10 protein-coding genes are annotated in these 15,323 nt (G+C 67.5%); 6 read left to right on the top strand and 4 right to left on the bottom strand.

Annotation, left to right across the window (positions count from 1 at the left end):
- Nucleotides 1-69: 69 nt before the first annotated feature.
- The 3 genes from H9634_RS14885 to H9634_RS08595 all read right to left on the bottom strand — a co-directional run bounded on the left by H9634_RS14885 (nucleotide 70) and on the right by H9634_RS08595 (nucleotide 5,960).
- Nucleotides 70-1,581 (bottom strand): ParA family protein, encoded by a 1,512-nt coding sequence (locus tag H9634_RS14885; RefSeq protein ID WP_404801681.1) that lies wholly within the window; start codon nucleotides 1,579-1,581, stop codon nucleotides 70-72.
- 171 nt (nucleotides 1,582-1,752) lie between these two features.
- Complete coding sequence (locus H9634_RS08600) at nucleotides 1,753-4,794, bottom strand: AAA family ATPase (RefSeq protein WP_191726282.1); 3,042 nt, start codon at nucleotides 4,792-4,794, stop codon at nucleotides 1,753-1,755.
- Between the two features lie 2 nt (nucleotides 4,795-4,796).
- Nucleotides 4,797-5,960 carry an exonuclease SbcCD subunit D gene (locus H9634_RS08595; RefSeq protein ID WP_191726281.1) on the bottom strand — a complete coding sequence of 388 codons (1,164 nt, stop codon included), beginning with the start codon at nucleotides 5,958-5,960 and terminating at the stop codon, nucleotides 4,797-4,799.
- Between the two features lie 194 nt (nucleotides 5,961-6,154).
- On the opposite strand from H9634_RS08595, the gene H9634_RS08590 reads away from it, so the two are divergent.
- The 3 genes from H9634_RS08590 to H9634_RS08580 all read left to right on the top strand — a co-directional run bounded on the left by H9634_RS08590 (nucleotide 6,155) and on the right by H9634_RS08580 (nucleotide 10,981).
- Complete coding sequence (locus tag H9634_RS08590) at nucleotides 6,155-9,556, top strand: pyruvate carboxylase (protein ID WP_191726280.1); 3,402 nt, start codon at nucleotides 6,155-6,157, stop codon at nucleotides 9,554-9,556.
- Entirely contained in the window at nucleotides 9,549-10,052 is a 504-nt protein-coding gene (locus tag H9634_RS08585; protein ID WP_191726279.1) for a peptide deformylase, read from the top strand. Before H9634_RS08590 ends, H9634_RS08585 begins: the two co-directional genes overlap by 8 nt.
- A gap of 74 nt (nucleotides 10,053-10,126) precedes the next feature.
- Complete coding sequence (locus H9634_RS08580) at nucleotides 10,127-10,981, top strand: 3-hydroxybutyryl-CoA dehydrogenase (protein WP_191726278.1); 855 nt, start codon at nucleotides 10,127-10,129, stop codon at nucleotides 10,979-10,981.
- Nucleotides 10,982-11,073: 92 nt separating this feature from the next.
- Here the strand turns inward: H9634_RS08580 and H9634_RS08575 are convergent, their stop codons facing one another.
- A complete protein-coding gene (locus H9634_RS08575) occupies nucleotides 11,074-12,351 on the bottom strand; it encodes an aminotransferase class I/II-fold pyridoxal phosphate-dependent enzyme (RefSeq protein ID WP_191726277.1) in 1,278 nt (425 codons plus the stop codon).
- 52 nt (nucleotides 12,352-12,403) lie between these two features.
- Here H9634_RS08575 and H9634_RS08570 point away from each other — a divergent pair, with 52 nt between their 5' ends.
- From H9634_RS08570 to H9634_RS08560, 3 genes are all read left to right on the top strand, one after another.
- Nucleotides 12,404-13,402, top strand: coding sequence for an endonuclease/exonuclease/phosphatase family protein (locus H9634_RS08570; RefSeq protein WP_191726276.1), 999 nt, complete (start codon nucleotides 12,404-12,406; stop codon nucleotides 13,400-13,402).
- Complete coding sequence (locus H9634_RS08565) at nucleotides 13,399-14,196, top strand: class I SAM-dependent methyltransferase (protein ID WP_318245053.1); 798 nt, start codon at nucleotides 13,399-13,401, stop codon at nucleotides 14,194-14,196. Before H9634_RS08570 ends, H9634_RS08565 begins: the two co-directional genes overlap by 4 nt.
- Before the next feature lie 84 nt (nucleotides 14,197-14,280).
- Complete coding sequence (locus H9634_RS08560) at nucleotides 14,281-15,264, top strand: quinone oxidoreductase family protein (protein WP_191726275.1); 984 nt, start codon at nucleotides 14,281-14,283, stop codon at nucleotides 15,262-15,264.
- The last annotated feature ends 59 nt before the right edge of the window (nucleotides 15,265-15,323 follow it).

The following is a 15,323-nucleotide window of genomic DNA, read 5'->3' as shown; positions in this document are numbered from 1 at the left end:
CCCCCCCCCCCCGCTTCACTAATGAATGAGCAACGAGTTGCCGGATTCGCGACTGCCTCGCTCAGGCGCTCAGCGTCCGAACCACTTGCGCTTGCTGCTCTTCTCACGTTCACGGCGCTCACGCAGCTCGCGCCGGGTGAGGAACGCTTCTTCGCCTCCGGCGGGCTCGTGGATCTGAGCTGGGCCGGTATCAGTATCGACGAGAGGCATAGCGGCAGTTTCGACGCCCGAATCGTCCTGCTGTGACGACGGCTGGGCGGGTTGCGCTGACACCGTTGTCGACCCGGTGGGCTGGCTGCCGACGGTCGGAGCTGAACGCGGCTTCGGTGGCTGTGCTCCCATCGGTGACTGCGGGCGGACGCCGATGGTCTGGGACGGGCTCTCTTCACGCGCCTTTATTTCAGCGGCTGAAGCAGGGCCGCTTTCTGCGTCAGCCGCGGTCGAGGCTTCTGGCGTGCCCTTTGCGTCCTGTTCCTTCGACGAACGGGCTTCTTCGCCTGAATCGGACTCAGTTGGCGCTGCCGAGCGCTTCTCGTCTTCGTCGCGGTTCTGCTCGGCTGGCTCATCGGGCTCGTTCTGCCCGTTTGAAGCCGAGTCATGTCCGGCGTCGATGTCTGTCGGCTTCAGACTCTCTTCGCTCTTTTCAACAGGTGTGCTGGTGCTGGGTTCTGCCGGTTGAGTCGCGGGCTCTTCAACCGCGCCTGCGCGATCCTGATCACCGACATTCTTCTGCGGCGTCGTCGGACGCTCGTCTGGTGCGGCGTCTGCTTCGGGCTTCTGAGTATCGCCAGAGCTGTCGGCTGCTGCGGTTGAAGACGCGGGGGTGGCCTTGGCGTCTGCTTTGCGGCGGATGCGTTCGGAGCGCAGCGCGCGGTCGAGGATCTTATCGAAGGCTGCGGCGAGCTCAGCTGCCGGCTTGCCTGGCCAGGAGTGGATTGGCCGCGCTGATCCCTGAGCCTGCTGCAGCACAGTGCGTTCGGGAATCGGCGGGTTGACCACCAGTGGGCCGAACATCTCGCGCAGCTCTTCGATGCGGTAGGAGTGCTCGCGGGACTGCAGCCTGGCGCGATTGACGACGATTCCCAGCGGCTGCAGGTCGCTAGCGGTGCGGCGGCGCAGTTCGTCGGTGGCGCGCAGTGCGCGGTCGGCGGCTGCGACGGAGAAGAGCCCGGGTTCGGTCACGATGAGCACACGGCTGCTGGCGGTCCAGGCAGCGCGGGTGAGGCCGTTGAGCGATGGCGGGCAGTCAATGAGGACGAGACGGTAGCCGGTGCCGGCCTTATGGATGGCTTCCGACAGTCGGCGCAGGTAGCGCAGCGACAAGGTGGGCTGGTCGAACTCAGCCGCGCGCGGTGACCCGGAGATCACGTCGATATGTCCACGCTGATCGCCGACCCATCCGCTGGGGACGACGGCGCGTTCGAGAATTCGCTTGCGCGGTGCAGCGAGCACGTCGGCGATGTCGACTTCGGTGCGCACGGGAATGTCGAGACCTGTCGAGGCATCCGCCTGGGGATCCATATCGATCACCAGGGTCGGGATGCCGCGGCTGTAGGCAGCAGAGGCCAAACCGAGGGTCACCGAGGTCTTTCCGACCCCACCTTTAAGACTAGAGACGCTGAGCACAAGCACACTCTTACGGTATCCGATCTGCACATCGCGGTCACGGACATCGCCCGGCAGGTGGCCACCAGTTTGAACAGATCACCAGTTGTGCCGGGCTCAGGCGGTCTGACCTTGGAGCAAGCGCCCTCAACTGTCGGGGGAGGAGCGGTGTGTGATCGTCGACCCGGTGGGGCTTCGCTCGATGCGCAGCTGCTGGGGAATCGACTGGAGCATGGACTGCACGTGGGAGATGACTCCGACGCAGCGGCCACCTGCGCGCAGCTCGTCCAGGACTTCCATCACTTGGGCCAGTGCGTCGGGATCGAGCGACCCGAATCCTTCGTCGATGAACAGCGAATCCAATCTGATGCCGCCGGCTGCGGCCGCCACGGTGTCGGCCAGCCCGAGCGCCAGGGCCAATGAGGCCATGAATGTCTCACCTCCGGAGAGTGAGCGGGGATCGCGCGGTTCGTCGGTGAACGTATCGAGCACTTGCAGGCCGAGGCCGGCGCGCTTCTCCCGTCGGTGCAGGGAGAGGTCGTGGATGAGCGTGAACCGACCGCCGCTCATCGTCTGCAGACGTTCGGACGCATTGTGTGCGACTTCAACGAAAAGCGACAGCAGTGCATACGAGCTCAACGGCAGCCGTTGGAGGTTGTCAGCGGAGGTGGCCCGCACGATGCCGTCTAGCGCGACGTCTCCGCGACGCTGTGCGACCTCAGCTTCCACCTCACCAGCAGTCTGCATGAAGCGCTCGCGCAACTGGATGAGATCCGCCGCGTCATGCCGGTGCACCGCCACCAGCTGACCGAGATGCTCCGCGTCAGAGGATGCCGCCGTGCGCTGCTCCGCTGTAATCGCGACACAGTCTGCCAGCTCTTCGTCTGATGCGGTGTCAGCGCTTGCGGATGTGTACCAGTCCTGGCTTTTCAGCTCTGCGATGCGGGCCGCTTCATCGGCAGCGGCGCGCAGAGTCTTCTCGACAGCGGCCCGATCGATCTGGCGGGCCTGCTGATACTCGCTTCTGTCGGCGAACCCTGCCTCAGCACGTGCTGTCGCAAACGCGTCACGGCGTTGAGCTGACTCCGCGGCTGCAGCCTCTCGCTTCGTCTGCGCCTGGATCAGCGTCTCGCCGGCATCGCGCAGACGCTGCAGCTGTGCTGCGCATTCCTCCGCAGCTGCTGAGGTGCTGGGAGCTTCGAAGCCGAACGGATGCAGGGCCGCTTCCTGGTCGCCTGAGACGACGTCATCGAGCTGCTTCAGCTGGCCCTCGACTGCTGACAATTCGGTGGCGCAGGCCTGCGCATGCTCACGTGCTGCGGCCTGCTGCTGTTCGAGCGCGGCCCGGTTCTGCCGCAGCTCGTCGCGCTTCGTGCGTAACTGCTCGAGCTCGCGCAGGGTCTGCGCGGCGGTGTCGCGCGCCTGAGTGAGTTCGGCAACTGCGCCGGATGCCTCCTCGCCTGCCAGCTCGCCGAGGCTGTGGGTCAGGGCTGTGATCCGGGCCCGCGTCTCCGCCAGCGTGCTGCGTGCGGTGTTGGCGGCGCTCTGTGCCTGCGTCCACGCGTGCAGCGCGGCGTCCTCGTCGGCCTTCGTCACCGTGTCGTCGCGGGGCTCTGCCGGGGCGGGATGTTCGGCGGACCCGCAGACCGGGCATGTGTGACCCGGTGTCAGCTCAGCGGCGAGTTCGGCTGCGATGCCGGCCAGCCGGGTCGCACGGATCCGGGCATAGGCGTGCTGCGCGGCGGCTTCCTCGTCCTGCCTGGCCTTCAGCGTTTGCTGCTGCTCGTCGAGCTGCTGCTGGGCAGCGGTGATCTCGTCGCTGCGCTGCTGGCGGACTTCAGCAGCTTCCAGCGCGCGGTTGAGCCGGTCGTGTTCCTGCTGGACGTCACCGCGGGTCTCGATGCGGGCATTGAGCTCATTGAGTGCTGCGTTCTGGGCTGCGGCCTTCTCCTCCAGTTCGCCGACCCGGCCGGTCGCGGCCGCCTGCTGCTGCTGGAGTTGGGTGCGCTGCAGCGTGAGCTCATCGACGCGCGTCAGGTGCGTGGCGATGCTGGCCGCCGCTCGCTGGCCGTCGGCTGCCGCCTGCACGATGTGCGCGGCAGTCGCATTCTCGGGCTTGCGGGGGAGTGCGGTCAGCTCTGTGCTGTACGCCGTCAGCGCAGCCGTGTGCTGTTCGTGTGCCGCTTCCTGTTCCTGAGCGGCATGTTCGGCTTCACGCTCGTGCGGTGCGACCTGCTCTGCTGCGAGGGCCCGGCGGTGCAGCTCAGTCAGCTGTGTTCGCTCGTCGGCGGAGGCGGCGTAGGCTTCCTGCCGGCTGCGCAGCTGTGTGAGCTTCCCACGCTCAGCCAGGCGCGCCGCTGCTGCCTCGGCAGCCGCCTCGGCACCGGCAGCGCGTGCGCGGGCCGACTGCTGCAGCGCAGTGAAGATCTCGATCCGTTCGCGCACAACACTGACAGCCGCCCCGAGCACAGCATCGACATCGGCGATGCTGGGATGGGCAGCAGCGGTGATCGGCAGATCCTCTCCACAGCTGCCGTGCGCCTGGCGCATGAGCGCCTGCCGTTCTTGCGCTACGGCTTCGAGTGCGGCACGTGCCTGCCGGGCGCGGGCTTCGAGAATCGTCTCCAGCTGCGTGAAGTGCTCGGTGTTGAACAGGCGCCTGAGGATCGGCTCGCGCTCGATCGGGTCTGCGCGCAGGAAACGGGCGAACTCCCCTTGGGGCAGCAGCACGATCTGCATGAACTGGGCAGCGTTGAGCCCGAGCACCCGGTTGATCTCCGCCTGCACCTCTGAAACGGTGCGCCCGATGCCATCCCAGTGTCCTGACTCCGGGTTGAACACCGACAGCTCAGCTGTCGCCTTCGCCTCGGTCATGCCGGTGCCGCGCTTCTTCGGACGCATGTACCGCGGGCTGCGCCGGACTCTCCACCGCCGAGACTGCGCAGTGAACTCCACCTCGACGTAGGTCGGGGTGTCGGGGTCGGCGTAATGACTGCGGTAGTCCTCGGCATCGCTGCGCGCACCGGGCACAGTGCCGTAGAGCCCGAAGGCGAGCGCATCGAGAATCGTCGTCTTGCCCGCCCCGGTCGGACCGCTGATGAGGAACAGGCCATCGGCACCGAGCTCATCGAAGTCGACAGCCTGCTCGCTGGGGAACGGGCCGAAGGCCTGCATGTGCAGCGAGTTCATTCTCATGACGCGGCCTCTCTCAGCTGCAGCAGTGCGGAGTCGAAGCGGGCGAGATCCTCGCTGCCAGCCGGCTGCCCGGTGACATGGGAGATGAAGTCGGAGAACACCTCGCGGTCAGAGCGTTCGACGCCACCCTGCGCTGGCGGTTCATGAGTGTGCGCAGGCTGCGCGGCATTGATCCAGGTCATCTTGATGAGCTGCGGGAAAGTCTCCTTCAGCCTGCCGAGCGCCCCGGCCACCCGCGCCGGATCGGTCAGCTCGGCAGCCACGAGGGTCTCAGTGAGATCCTCGCCATCAGCGCGTGCCGACCGGCCGGATTCGAGCACCTCCTCCAGGGTGCCGCGCAGCGTGCGCACGTCGCTGAAAGCAGGCAGGTCGATGCTCTCGACGCTGAGCTCCGGGCCCGAGGTGTCGAGCAGCAGCATCCGCTTGGGTGTCGTGGCCTCGGTGAAGGAGTACGGCAGCGGCGACCCGGAGTAGCGGACGGCGTCGGTGACATCCTGCGGCCGGTGCAGATGGCCGAGAGCTGCATAGTCGACCCCGGCGAAGACGTCAGCGGAGACGATCGAGACGCCGCCGACATCGATCGAACGCTCCGATTCGCTGGCCAGCGACTGCGCACCGACGAAGGCATGGGCTGCGACGATGAGCAGAGCGTGCGGGTAGCGCTGTGCATGATCGGCGCGGATGAGATCCATGACATGTCTCAGCACTGCCTCATGGCTGCGGGCGCAGCCGAACTTCCCGGCCACCAGCCCGGGTTCCAGGTACGGGATGCCGTACACCACCGCCTCGGGCGCGGACGCGCTGCCGCCGAGGAGCACCGGCCAGGTGAGATCGGAGATCCGGGTGCGGATGTGCAGGCCGGCATGGTCGAGGGTGCGACGCCCGTGGCCGAGCCGCATGAACGAGTCGTGGTTGCCGCTGGTGGCGATGACCCGGACCCCGGAGTCGAGGAGCGCAGTGACCGTTTCATCGAAGTTCCTCAGGGCGTCGGCCGGTGGGATCGCCCGATCATAGACGTCCCCGGCGACGAGGACTGCGTCGATGCGCTCAGCTGAGACGACGTCGAGCAGATGGTCGAGGAACGCACGCTGAGCTGCGGTCTGGTCGACGCCGAAGAAGGTGCGACCCAGATGCCAGTCAGAGGTGTGGAGGATCCGCATGCTGCCAGCCTAGCCAAGACCACGGACACCGCTCCGACGTCAGGCCGGTCACATCCGCGTCCGGGCCTGCCCGTACACTTGGAGCAGCAAGCTGGAACCTGTGCTCGGCGGCGGAAACCGCCCTGCGTACAGTAGGAACCGATAAAGGAATTCCGCCGACCACCCGTCGGCGCCGAGAGGAACGGTCATACCTGATGTTCTCCAAAGTTCTCGTTGCCAACCGCGGTGAAATCGCGGTTCGCGCATTCCGTGCCGCCTACGAACTCGGTGCCTCCACCGTTGCCGTCTTCCCCTATGAGGACCGCAATTCGGAGCATAGGCTCAAGGCCGACGAAGCCTACCTGATCGGTGAGGAGGGCCATCCCGTCCGCGCCTACCTCAGCGTCGACGAGATGATCCGCGTCGCCAAGGAATCCGGCGCCGATGCGATCTACCCCGGTTACGGATTCCTTTCCGAGAACCCTGACCTTGCCCGTGCCTGTGAGGAGAACGGACTGACCTTCATCGGCCCTTCAGCCGATGTGCTCGAAATGGCCGGCAACAAGGTCCAGGCCCTCGACGCGGCCCGCCGTGCCGGCATTCCGACCCTCGACTCGACCCGACCGTCAGCTGACATCGATCAGCTGCTCGGCGAGGCCGAGGACATGGAGTACCCCCTGTTCGTCAAAGCCGTCGCCGGCGGCGGCGGACGCGGCATGCGCCGCGTGGCGAACAAGACCGAGCTCGTCGACGCGCTCAAGGCCGCGATGCGCGAGGCCGAAGGCGCCTTCGGCGATCCGACGGTGTTCATCGAACAGGCCGTGCAGCGCCCCCGCCACATCGAGGTGCAGGTGCTGGCCGACAACAACTCCGAGGCCGTGCACCTGTTCGAGCGCGACTGCTCGATCCAGCGCCGCCACCAGAAGGTCGTGGAGATCGCCCCGGCCCCGCACCTCGACGAGGAGATCGCGGAGGCGCTGCGCAACGACGCCCTCGCCTTCGCCCGGGCGCTGGGCTACCAGAACGCCGGCACTGTCGAGTTCCTCCTCGAGACCGAAGGACCGCGCTCCGGCAAGCACGCCTTCATCGAGATGAACCCGCGCATCCAGGTCGAGCACACCGTCACCGAGGAGATCACCGACGTCGACCTCGTGCAGTCCCAGATGCGCATCGCCGCCGGTGAGTCACTGGCCGACCTCGGGCTGACCCAGGATTCGCTGCGCATCAAGGGTGCGGCCCTGCAGTGCCGCATCACCACCGAGGACCCGGCGAACTCGTTCCGTCCCGACACCGGCACCATCACCGCCTACCGTTCCGCCGGCGGCGCCGGTGTGCGCCTCGACGGCGGCACCGTCTACGCTGGCGCGGAGGTCTCGGCTCACTTCGATTCGATGCTCGTCAAGTGCACCACCCGCGGCCGCGACTTCGAACAGGCCGTCAACCGCGCCCGCCGTGCCATCGCCGAGTTCCGGATCCGCGGTGTGGCAACCAACATCGGCTTCCTGCGCGCGGTGCTCGACGACCCCGCCTTCATGCGCGGAGACCTGTCGACGACCTTCATCGAAGAGCGGCCCCACCTGCTGGAGGCCAAGGTCGGCGCCGACCGCGGCTCGAAGCTGCTGGAGTTCCTCGCCGATGTCACCGTCAACAAGCCCAACGGCGACTCGCCGGTCTACCTGAGCCCGAGCGAGAAGCTTCCGGAGGTGTCCTTCGACGGTGACCCGGCAGCCGGCTGGAAGCAGACGCTCGACGAGCTCGGCCCCGAAGGATTCGCCCAGCGTCTGCGCGAGGAGAAGACCCTCGCGGTGACCGACACGTCCTTCCGCGATGCGCACCAGTCGCTGCTGGCCACCCGCGTGCGCACCAAGGACCTGCTCGACGTCGCCCCGTACGTCGCCCGCATGACCCCGCAGCTGCTCTCGGTCGAATGCTGGGGCGGAGCGACCTACGACGTGGCGCTGCGCTTCCTGGCCGAAGATCCGTGGGAGCGGCTGGCGAAGCTGCGTCAGGCGATGCCGAACATCAACCTGCAGATGCTGCTGCGCGGCCGCAACACCGTCGGCTACACCCCGTATCCGACGGAGGTCACCGATGCCTTCATCGACGAGGCCACCCGCACCGGTGTCGACATCTTCCGCATCTTCGACGCCCTCAACGACGTCGAGCAGATGCGCCCGGCCATCGAATCGGTGCGCAGCACCGGCTCGGCCGTCGCCGAGGTGGCCCTGTGCTACACCTCGGATCTGAACAACCCCGATGAGAAGCTCTACACCCTCGATTACTACCTGGGTCTGGCAGAGCGGATCGTCGAAGCCGGCGCCCACGTGCTCGCCATCAAGGACATGGCAGGACTGCTCCGCCCAGCAGCGGCCACCAAGCTGGTGACCGCCCTGCGGGAGAACTTCGATCTGCCCGTCCACGTCCACACCCACGACACCGCCGGCGGCCAGCTCGCCACCCTGCTCGCCGCCTCGGCCGCGGGTGCCGACGCCGTCGACGTGGCCAGCGCCTCGGTCGCCGGCACCACCTCGCAGCCGTCGCTCTCCGCGCTCGTGGCAGCACTGGAGCACACCGACCGGGACACCGGCCTGTCGCTCAAGAGCGTCGAGGATCTCGAGCCGTACTGGGAGGCCGTGCGCAACGTCTACAAGCCGTTCGAATCCGGCCTGCCGGGACCGACCGGACGCGTCTACCGCCACGAGATCCCCGGCGGACAGCTGTCGAACCTGCGCCAGCAGGCCAACGCACTGGGCCTGGGGGAGAAGTTCGAGGAGATCGAGGCGATGTACGAAGCCGCCGACGACATCCTCGGACACCTCGTCAAGGTGACCCCGTCATCGAAGGTCGTCGGCGACCTCGCCCTGCACCTCGTCGCAGTCGGCGCCGACCCGAAGGAGTTCGCAGAGAACCCGTCGAACTTCGATATCCCGGACTCGGTCATCGGCTTCCTCTCCGGCGACCTCGGCGACCCGCCCGGCGGCTGGCCCGAGCCGTTCCGCACCAAGGCACTCGACGGCCGCTCCCACAAGCCTGCCACCGAGGATCTCTCCGCACACGACGCCGAACTGCTCACCGAACCCGGCCGCACCCGCCAGGAGACCCTCAACCGGCTGCTGTTCCCCGCCCCGACGAAGGAATTCAACCGGATGCGGGAGACCTACGGCGACCTGTCGGTGCTCGAAACCCAGGCCTACCTGTACGGACTCGACGAAGGCGAAGAGCACTCCGTCATCATCGAGAAGGGCAAGGCGCTGCTCATGGGCGTCCAGGCCGTCGGCGCCGCTGACGACCGCGGCATGCGCACCGTCATGTGCACGCTCAACGGCCAGCTGCGCCCGATGTCCGTGCGCGACCGCTCGATCGAAGTCGACGTCGCCACCGCCGAACGTGCCGACACCTCCAACCCCGGCCACGTCGCCAGCCCGTTCGCAGGCGTCGTGACCCTGCAGGTCAAGGTCGGCGACGAAGTCAAGGCCGGACAGACCGTCGCCACTATCGAGGCGATGAAGATGGAGGCCTCGATCACCAGCCACATCGACGGCACCGTCTCGCGGGTGGCGATCGGCGAAGTCCAGCAGCTCGAAGGCGGCGACCTCGTCGTGGTGGTCGATGGCTGAGCGTGACATCCGCTGCTACGGCGACCCGGTGCTGCGCACCCGCTGCACTGAGGTGACGGTCTTCGACGACCGCCTGCGGCGCATGGTCCAGGACCTCGCGGACACCACAGTCCCTGAGGGCCGGGCCGCCGTGGCAGCACCCCAGATCGGGATGGACAAGCGGATCTTCGCCTACCACCTCGACGGGCGGATCGGCCATGTCATCAATCCCGTCATCGTCGAGACCGGCGGTGAGCTGCGCGATATCGACGAAGGCTGCCTGTCAGTGCCGGGACTGTGGTTTCCCACCCCGCGCTGGGAGTACGCCGCTGTGACCGGACTCAACGTCGAAGGCGAGGAGATCCGCGTCGAAGGCGAGGAGGTCTTCGCCCAGATGCTGCAGCACGAAACCCAGCACCTCGACGGCATCGTCTACATCGAAACCCTGCCGGCCGAACGCCGCAGACAGGCACTCAAGGCGATCCGCCAGACCGACTGGTTCATGGCAGGCCGCTGAGACCACCGGCCGCACCGACAGACAGACCGCCGGGCAGCGCGCCCGGCGGGCAGACAACGATCGAAGGAGTACCAGTGACCATTGAACGTGCAGGAGTCATCGGCTGCGGCCTGATGGGATCGGGCATCGCCGAGGTGCTCGCCCGCGCCGGCCTGAGCGTCGTCGTCCGCGACATCAGCGACGAGGCGGTGGCCGCCGGCCGCAAGCGCATCGAGAAGTCCTTCGCCAAGGGCGTCGAGCGCGGCAAGATGACCGAGCAGGAACGCGACGAGGCCCTCGGCCGGCTCACCTTCACCACCGAGCTCTCCGCGATGGCCGACCGTCAGCTCGTCATCGAAGCAGCCAGCGAGAACGAGGACATCAAGAAGAAGATCTTCGCCGAACTCGACGCCATCGTCACTGATGAGCAGGCGATCCTCGCCTCCAACACCTCATCGATGCCGATCATCCGCTTCGCCCAGGCGACCTCGCGGCCCGAACGCGTCCTCGGCCTCCACTTCTTCAACCCCGCCCCGGTGCAGCCGCTGGTGGAGATCATCTCCTCGGTCGTCACCGCCCCCGAGGTGGCAGATCAGATCGAGACGTTCTCCACCCAGGTGCTCGGCAAGACCCCGATCCGCTCCGATGACCGTCCCGGCTTCATCGTCAACGCCCTGCTCATCCCGTTCCTGTTCTCGGCGATCCGGATGCTCGAATCCGGTCACGCCAGCAAGGAGGACATCGACACCGGGATGGTCAACGGCTGCGCGCACCCGATGGGCCCGATCAAGCTTGCCGACATGGTCGGCCTCGACACCTGCCTGTTCGTCGGCCAGAGCATCTACGACGAGACCGGGGACCCGGCTGCCAAACCGCCGGTCCTGCTCTCGCGCATGGTCGACGGCGGCCTGCTCGGCGCCAAGACCGGCAAGGGCTTCTACGACTGGTGAGCCCAGCCTGAACAGCCCGGCGGCCACCGGCTGACAGACGACAGCGCGGGTGCAGAGGATGATCCTCTGCACCCGCGCTGTCGTCTGCCGGGTCAGTCTTCGGCGAGCAGCTTCTCGCAGGCGGCCAGCCGCACGCAGGCGGCGAAGCCCTCCACAGCGGTTTCGACGTCCTCCAGCGTCGGCATCGACGGGGCCACCCGGATGACGGCGTTGTCCGGATCGAGCTTGTACGGGTGGGTCGACCCAGCTGGGGTGAGTTTGACTCCGGCCTCGGCGGCGAGCTTGACGACCCGGTCGGCAGTGCCGGGCATGACGGACACGGTGACGAAGTACCCGCCGTTGGGGTCCGTCCATGTCGCGATGTCATCGTCGCCCAGGCGCTGGCCGAGGATCCGGGTGACCGCCTCGAACTTCGGGCGCAGGATCTCAGCATGCTTGACCATATGGTCGACGACACCGTCAGCATCGCCGAAGAAGCGCAGATGACGCAGCTGGTTGACCTTGTCGGGCCCGATCGAGGCAGCCGCGAGATGACCGGTGAACCAGGAGATTTCGGCATCCGAGGCGCCGAAGAACGCCACCCCAGCACCGGCATGGGTGACCTTCGATGTCGAGGCGAAGATCCACACCCGGTCCGGGTTGCCGGCCTCGGCGGCCAGAGACAGGATGTCGAGCACCTCGGCATGCGGCTGGCGCAGGTGGTGCAGGGCGTAGGCGTTGTCCCACAGCAGCTTGAAGTCCTCTGCCGCTGTCTTCATCGCCACGAGCCTGCGTGCGCGCTCGGCGCTGATGGTGATGCCGGTCGGATTCGAGTACATCGGCACCAGCCACATGCCCTTGATCGTCGGGTCGGTGGCCACCAGCTCCTCGACCTGCTCGAGGACCGGGCCCTCATCGTCCATCGCCACGGAGACGAGCTCGAAGCCGAGCGCCTCCGCGAGGTCGAAGTGACGATCGTAACCGGGCACCGGGCACAGGATGCGGCGCGGCTGCTGGGCCCACGGGGTGGTGCCGGCTGAGGTGCCGAACAGGCAGGCGAAGCTCAGCGCCTGATGCATGAGCGTCAGTGAGGAGTTCCCCTGTGCCAGCAGCTGTGGCGCAGGGACCCTGAGCAGCTGACCGAAGATCTCCCGCAGCTCGATGAGCCCGTCCAGCCCGCCGTAGTTGCGCACATCGACGCCGCTGGGGGAGAGGCAGTCATCGGCGGTGACGTTCGTCAGCAGGTCCGCGGCCAGATCGAGCTGTTCGGCCGATGGCTTCCCGCGCGTGATGTCGAGGGCGAGTCCGCGCCCAGCGAACGCTTCATAGTCGGCGTGAGCCTGCTCCAGCGCAGCCTCGAGATCGGAACGGGACAGGTCAGTCAGGGACATGGGGAGGATCCTCTCACAGCGCGACGAGATCGGTGTCTCCTATACTACTGGCGTGCCACGATCCCCTCGCGCCCAGTCGCCGCTGATCGCCGTCCTGCTGGGCATCAGCACAGCCGTCGTGCTCGGTGTGCTCATGTGGTTCCCCCACCTCCTCGGCCTCGGTGCTGTCAGCGGCATCGCCCACCTGCAGTCCTTCCGGGCGCTGGTCACCGCCGCGCTCATCGTGTTCCTGGCGCTGCTGTCGTTGAGCTTCGTCATCGGGCGCGGCGTGCGCTTCTGCGCCGGCTTCATCGCCGCATCACTCGTCTTCGTCGCCGTCAGCCTCGGTGTGCTCGGGCTGCGCGGGGGCACCCCGCAGGCCCAGCTGCCCTCGGTGCCCGGTGACCTGCGGGTGATCTCAGCGAACCTGTTCTTCGGCGCCGGCAGTCTTGATGACGTGCTCGGACCCGATGCCAGGGGAGCAGAGGTCATCGCTCTGCAGGAGACCGACCGGCAGACACTCATCGATGCGCTGAAGCAGCGCGGTCTCGACGGGAACTACCGCATCGCCCACCGGGCGGTCTTCGACGGTGAGGCCGGCACCGTGCTCGCCGTGCACAACTCCCTGCAGCCGGAGGAGCTTGCCGATCCCGAGGCCTCGCGCGCCTTCGTGGGCATGCGCACCACGCTCGGAGACATGTATGCCGTGCACACGCACGCACCGATCCAGCGCAGCCTGCTCCAGCACGAATGGCAGCGCACCGTGTCTGCCGCCACCGGCCTGTGCCAGCCCGGCACCAGCGTGCTGGTTGCAGGGGACTTCAACGCGACCCTCGACCACGCCCCGTTCGCACTGCCGGACGGCTGCGCTGACGCAGCCCGCAGCCTGCGGATGTCCGGAGCCGGCACGTGGCCCGCAGGCTGGCCGGGTCTGCTCGGCGCCCAGATCGACCACCAGGTCTACGATCGGGCGGCGCTGCATCCGATCGGCGGGCAGATCCTTGAGATCTCCGGCTCCGATCACCGGGGCATCGTCATCGACTACCACCTGCCGCCGGAGACGCAGACGTGACGCCCCAGCCCGCCGAGAGCGCCCAGCGGCGCGGAGCAGGCCCGAAGATCTCGCAGCAGGCGCGGACAGCGCACGGGCGCCGATTCGGCACGACCGCCGAACTCTACGACGCTGTGCGACCCGGGTACCCGGCTGCCGCCATCGATGCCGTGCTCACCGGTGCCGCCGACCGGCCGCTCGACGTGTGCGACCTCGGGGCCGGCACCGGTCTGCTGAGCCGCGACCTGCTCCTCGATGACCGGGTCGCCGCACTCACCGCCGTCGATCCCGATGAGCAGCTGCTGGCCCGCAATCCCGCCCAGACCCGCGTCGGCACCGCCGAGGGGATCCCGCTGCCTGATGGCTCGGTCGATCTCGTCACCGCCGCCCAGGCCTGGCACTGGTTCGATCCGCAGGCCGCCGGTATCGAGATCGCCCGCGTGCTGCGCCCCGGCGGCCGGCTGGCGATCCTGAACAACCAGCTGGACGTGCGCCTGGAGTGGGTGCTGCGTCTGGCGCGGATCATGCACGCAGGCGACGTCTACCGGCCCGGCTGGCAGCCCCGCCTCGGGCCCGGGTTCACCACCGAGCCGACGCAGGAGCACCTGTTCACCACCACGGTCACCGTCGACACCGTGGTGAAGCTGGCGGCCACCCGGTCGTATTGGCTGCGTTCGAACGACCGCACCCGTGCCCGGGTCGAGGCCAATATCCGCGACTACCTCGCCCATGAGGCTGGATTCGACACCACCGGGACATTCGAGCTGCCCTACCTGTGCCTCGTGAGCATCTCACGCCTGCCGACCGACACGTGAGACGCCCCTGGTCGCAGGCACGCCCACCCGCGTCAGGGGAGTGCCGCCATGAGAGGATGGACGCAGAGTCAGGAAGGAGAGGTCATGCGTGGAATCCAGCTCACTGAGCACGGCGGACCGGAGGTGCTGCAGTGCTCCGAACTGCCCGAACCGCAGGCAGACGGAAAGGTTCTCGTCGAGGTCAAGATGGCCGGCATCAACCGCCGCGACGCTCTCATCCGCGAGGGGGCCGGCCCGCAGTACCGTCCACCCCTGCCGCTCATCCTCGGCTCCGATGCCGCCGGCATCCGCCGCGACACCGGTGAGGAGGTCATCGTCTTCCCCTCCCTCAACTGGGGAGGCTCCGATGCCTGCGCCGGCCCGGACTTCAGCATCCTCGGCGGTCCGAGCGACGGCACCTATGCCGAGCTCATCGCGGTGCCGGAGGAGAATCTGTTCCCCAAGCCCAAGCGGATGGCCTGGGCCGAAGCCGGTGCGCTGGCCCTGTCGGGAGTGACCGCTTACCGCGCCCTGTTCACCGTCGGGCAGCTGAAGCAGGGCCAGACGGTCGTCATCCTCGGAGCCGGCTCCGGACTCTCGCTGCTGGCCCTGCAGCTGGCGGTCAAGGCCGGTGCGCGTGTGGCGGTGACCTCGTCGAATCACGACAAGATCAACCTGGCCAAGGAACTCGGCGCTGTGGCCGGAGTGGACTACACGGTCGACGACTGGGAGCTGACCCTGCGCGACGAGATCGGCGAGGCCGACCTGGTCTTCGACTCCGTGGGCTCGACGCTGCAGGAATCGGTCATGATGCTCAAGCCCGGCGGCGCCGTGGTCGCCCTCGGCGGGACAGAGAACCAGGGAGTCGTCGAGGACTTCGACATCCGCACCCTGTACCTGGCTCACAAGCGCGTGCTCGGCACCGCGATGGGATCCCCGCGCGACTTCGCCGGCCTGCTCGACATGGTCGAAGACGGTTCGATCGACCCGATCATCGACTCCGTCTACCCGCTCGACGAAGCCGCAGCGGCCCACGCCCAGCTCGACTCGAACCTGCGCTTCGGCAAGATCGTGCTGAGCACCGACTGAGAATCTGACAGCTCCGGTGCTTTTCGGAACCGGCTGCTGAGACACGAAACGGGCCGCAC

Origin of the sequence: Brevibacterium gallinarum, assembly GCF_014836885.1 — a bacterium.
GTDB lineage: Bacteria > Actinomycetota > Actinomycetes > Actinomycetales > Brevibacteriaceae > Brevibacterium > Brevibacterium gallinarum.
Note: the sequence above shows the minus strand (reverse complement) of the source record. Positions and strands in the feature narration are given on the sequence as shown.

Excerpts from the sequence above, each read along its gene's own strand:
- H9634_RS08575 (WP_191726277.1), bottom strand. The coding sequence starts at position 12,351 with ATGTCCCTGACTGACCTGTCCCGTTCCGATCTCGAGGCTGCGCTGGAG.
- H9634_RS08595 (WP_191726281.1), bottom strand. The coding sequence starts at position 5,960 with ATGCGGATCCTCCACACCTCTGACTGGCATCTGGGTCGCACCTTCTTC.
- H9634_RS08590 (WP_191726280.1), top strand. The coding sequence starts at position 6,155 with ATGTTCTCCAAAGTTCTCGTTGCCAACCGCGGTGAAATCGCGGTTCGC.
- H9634_RS08600 (WP_191726282.1), bottom strand. The coding sequence starts at position 4,794 with ATGAACTCGCTGCACATGCAGGCCTTCGGCCCGTTCCCCAGCGAGCAG.
- H9634_RS08585 (WP_191726279.1), top strand. The coding sequence starts at position 9,549 with ATGGCTGAGCGTGACATCCGCTGCTACGGCGACCCGGTGCTGCGCACC.
- H9634_RS08560 (WP_191726275.1), top strand. The coding sequence starts at position 14,281 with ATGCGTGGAATCCAGCTCACTGAGCACGGCGGACCGGAGGTGCTGCAG.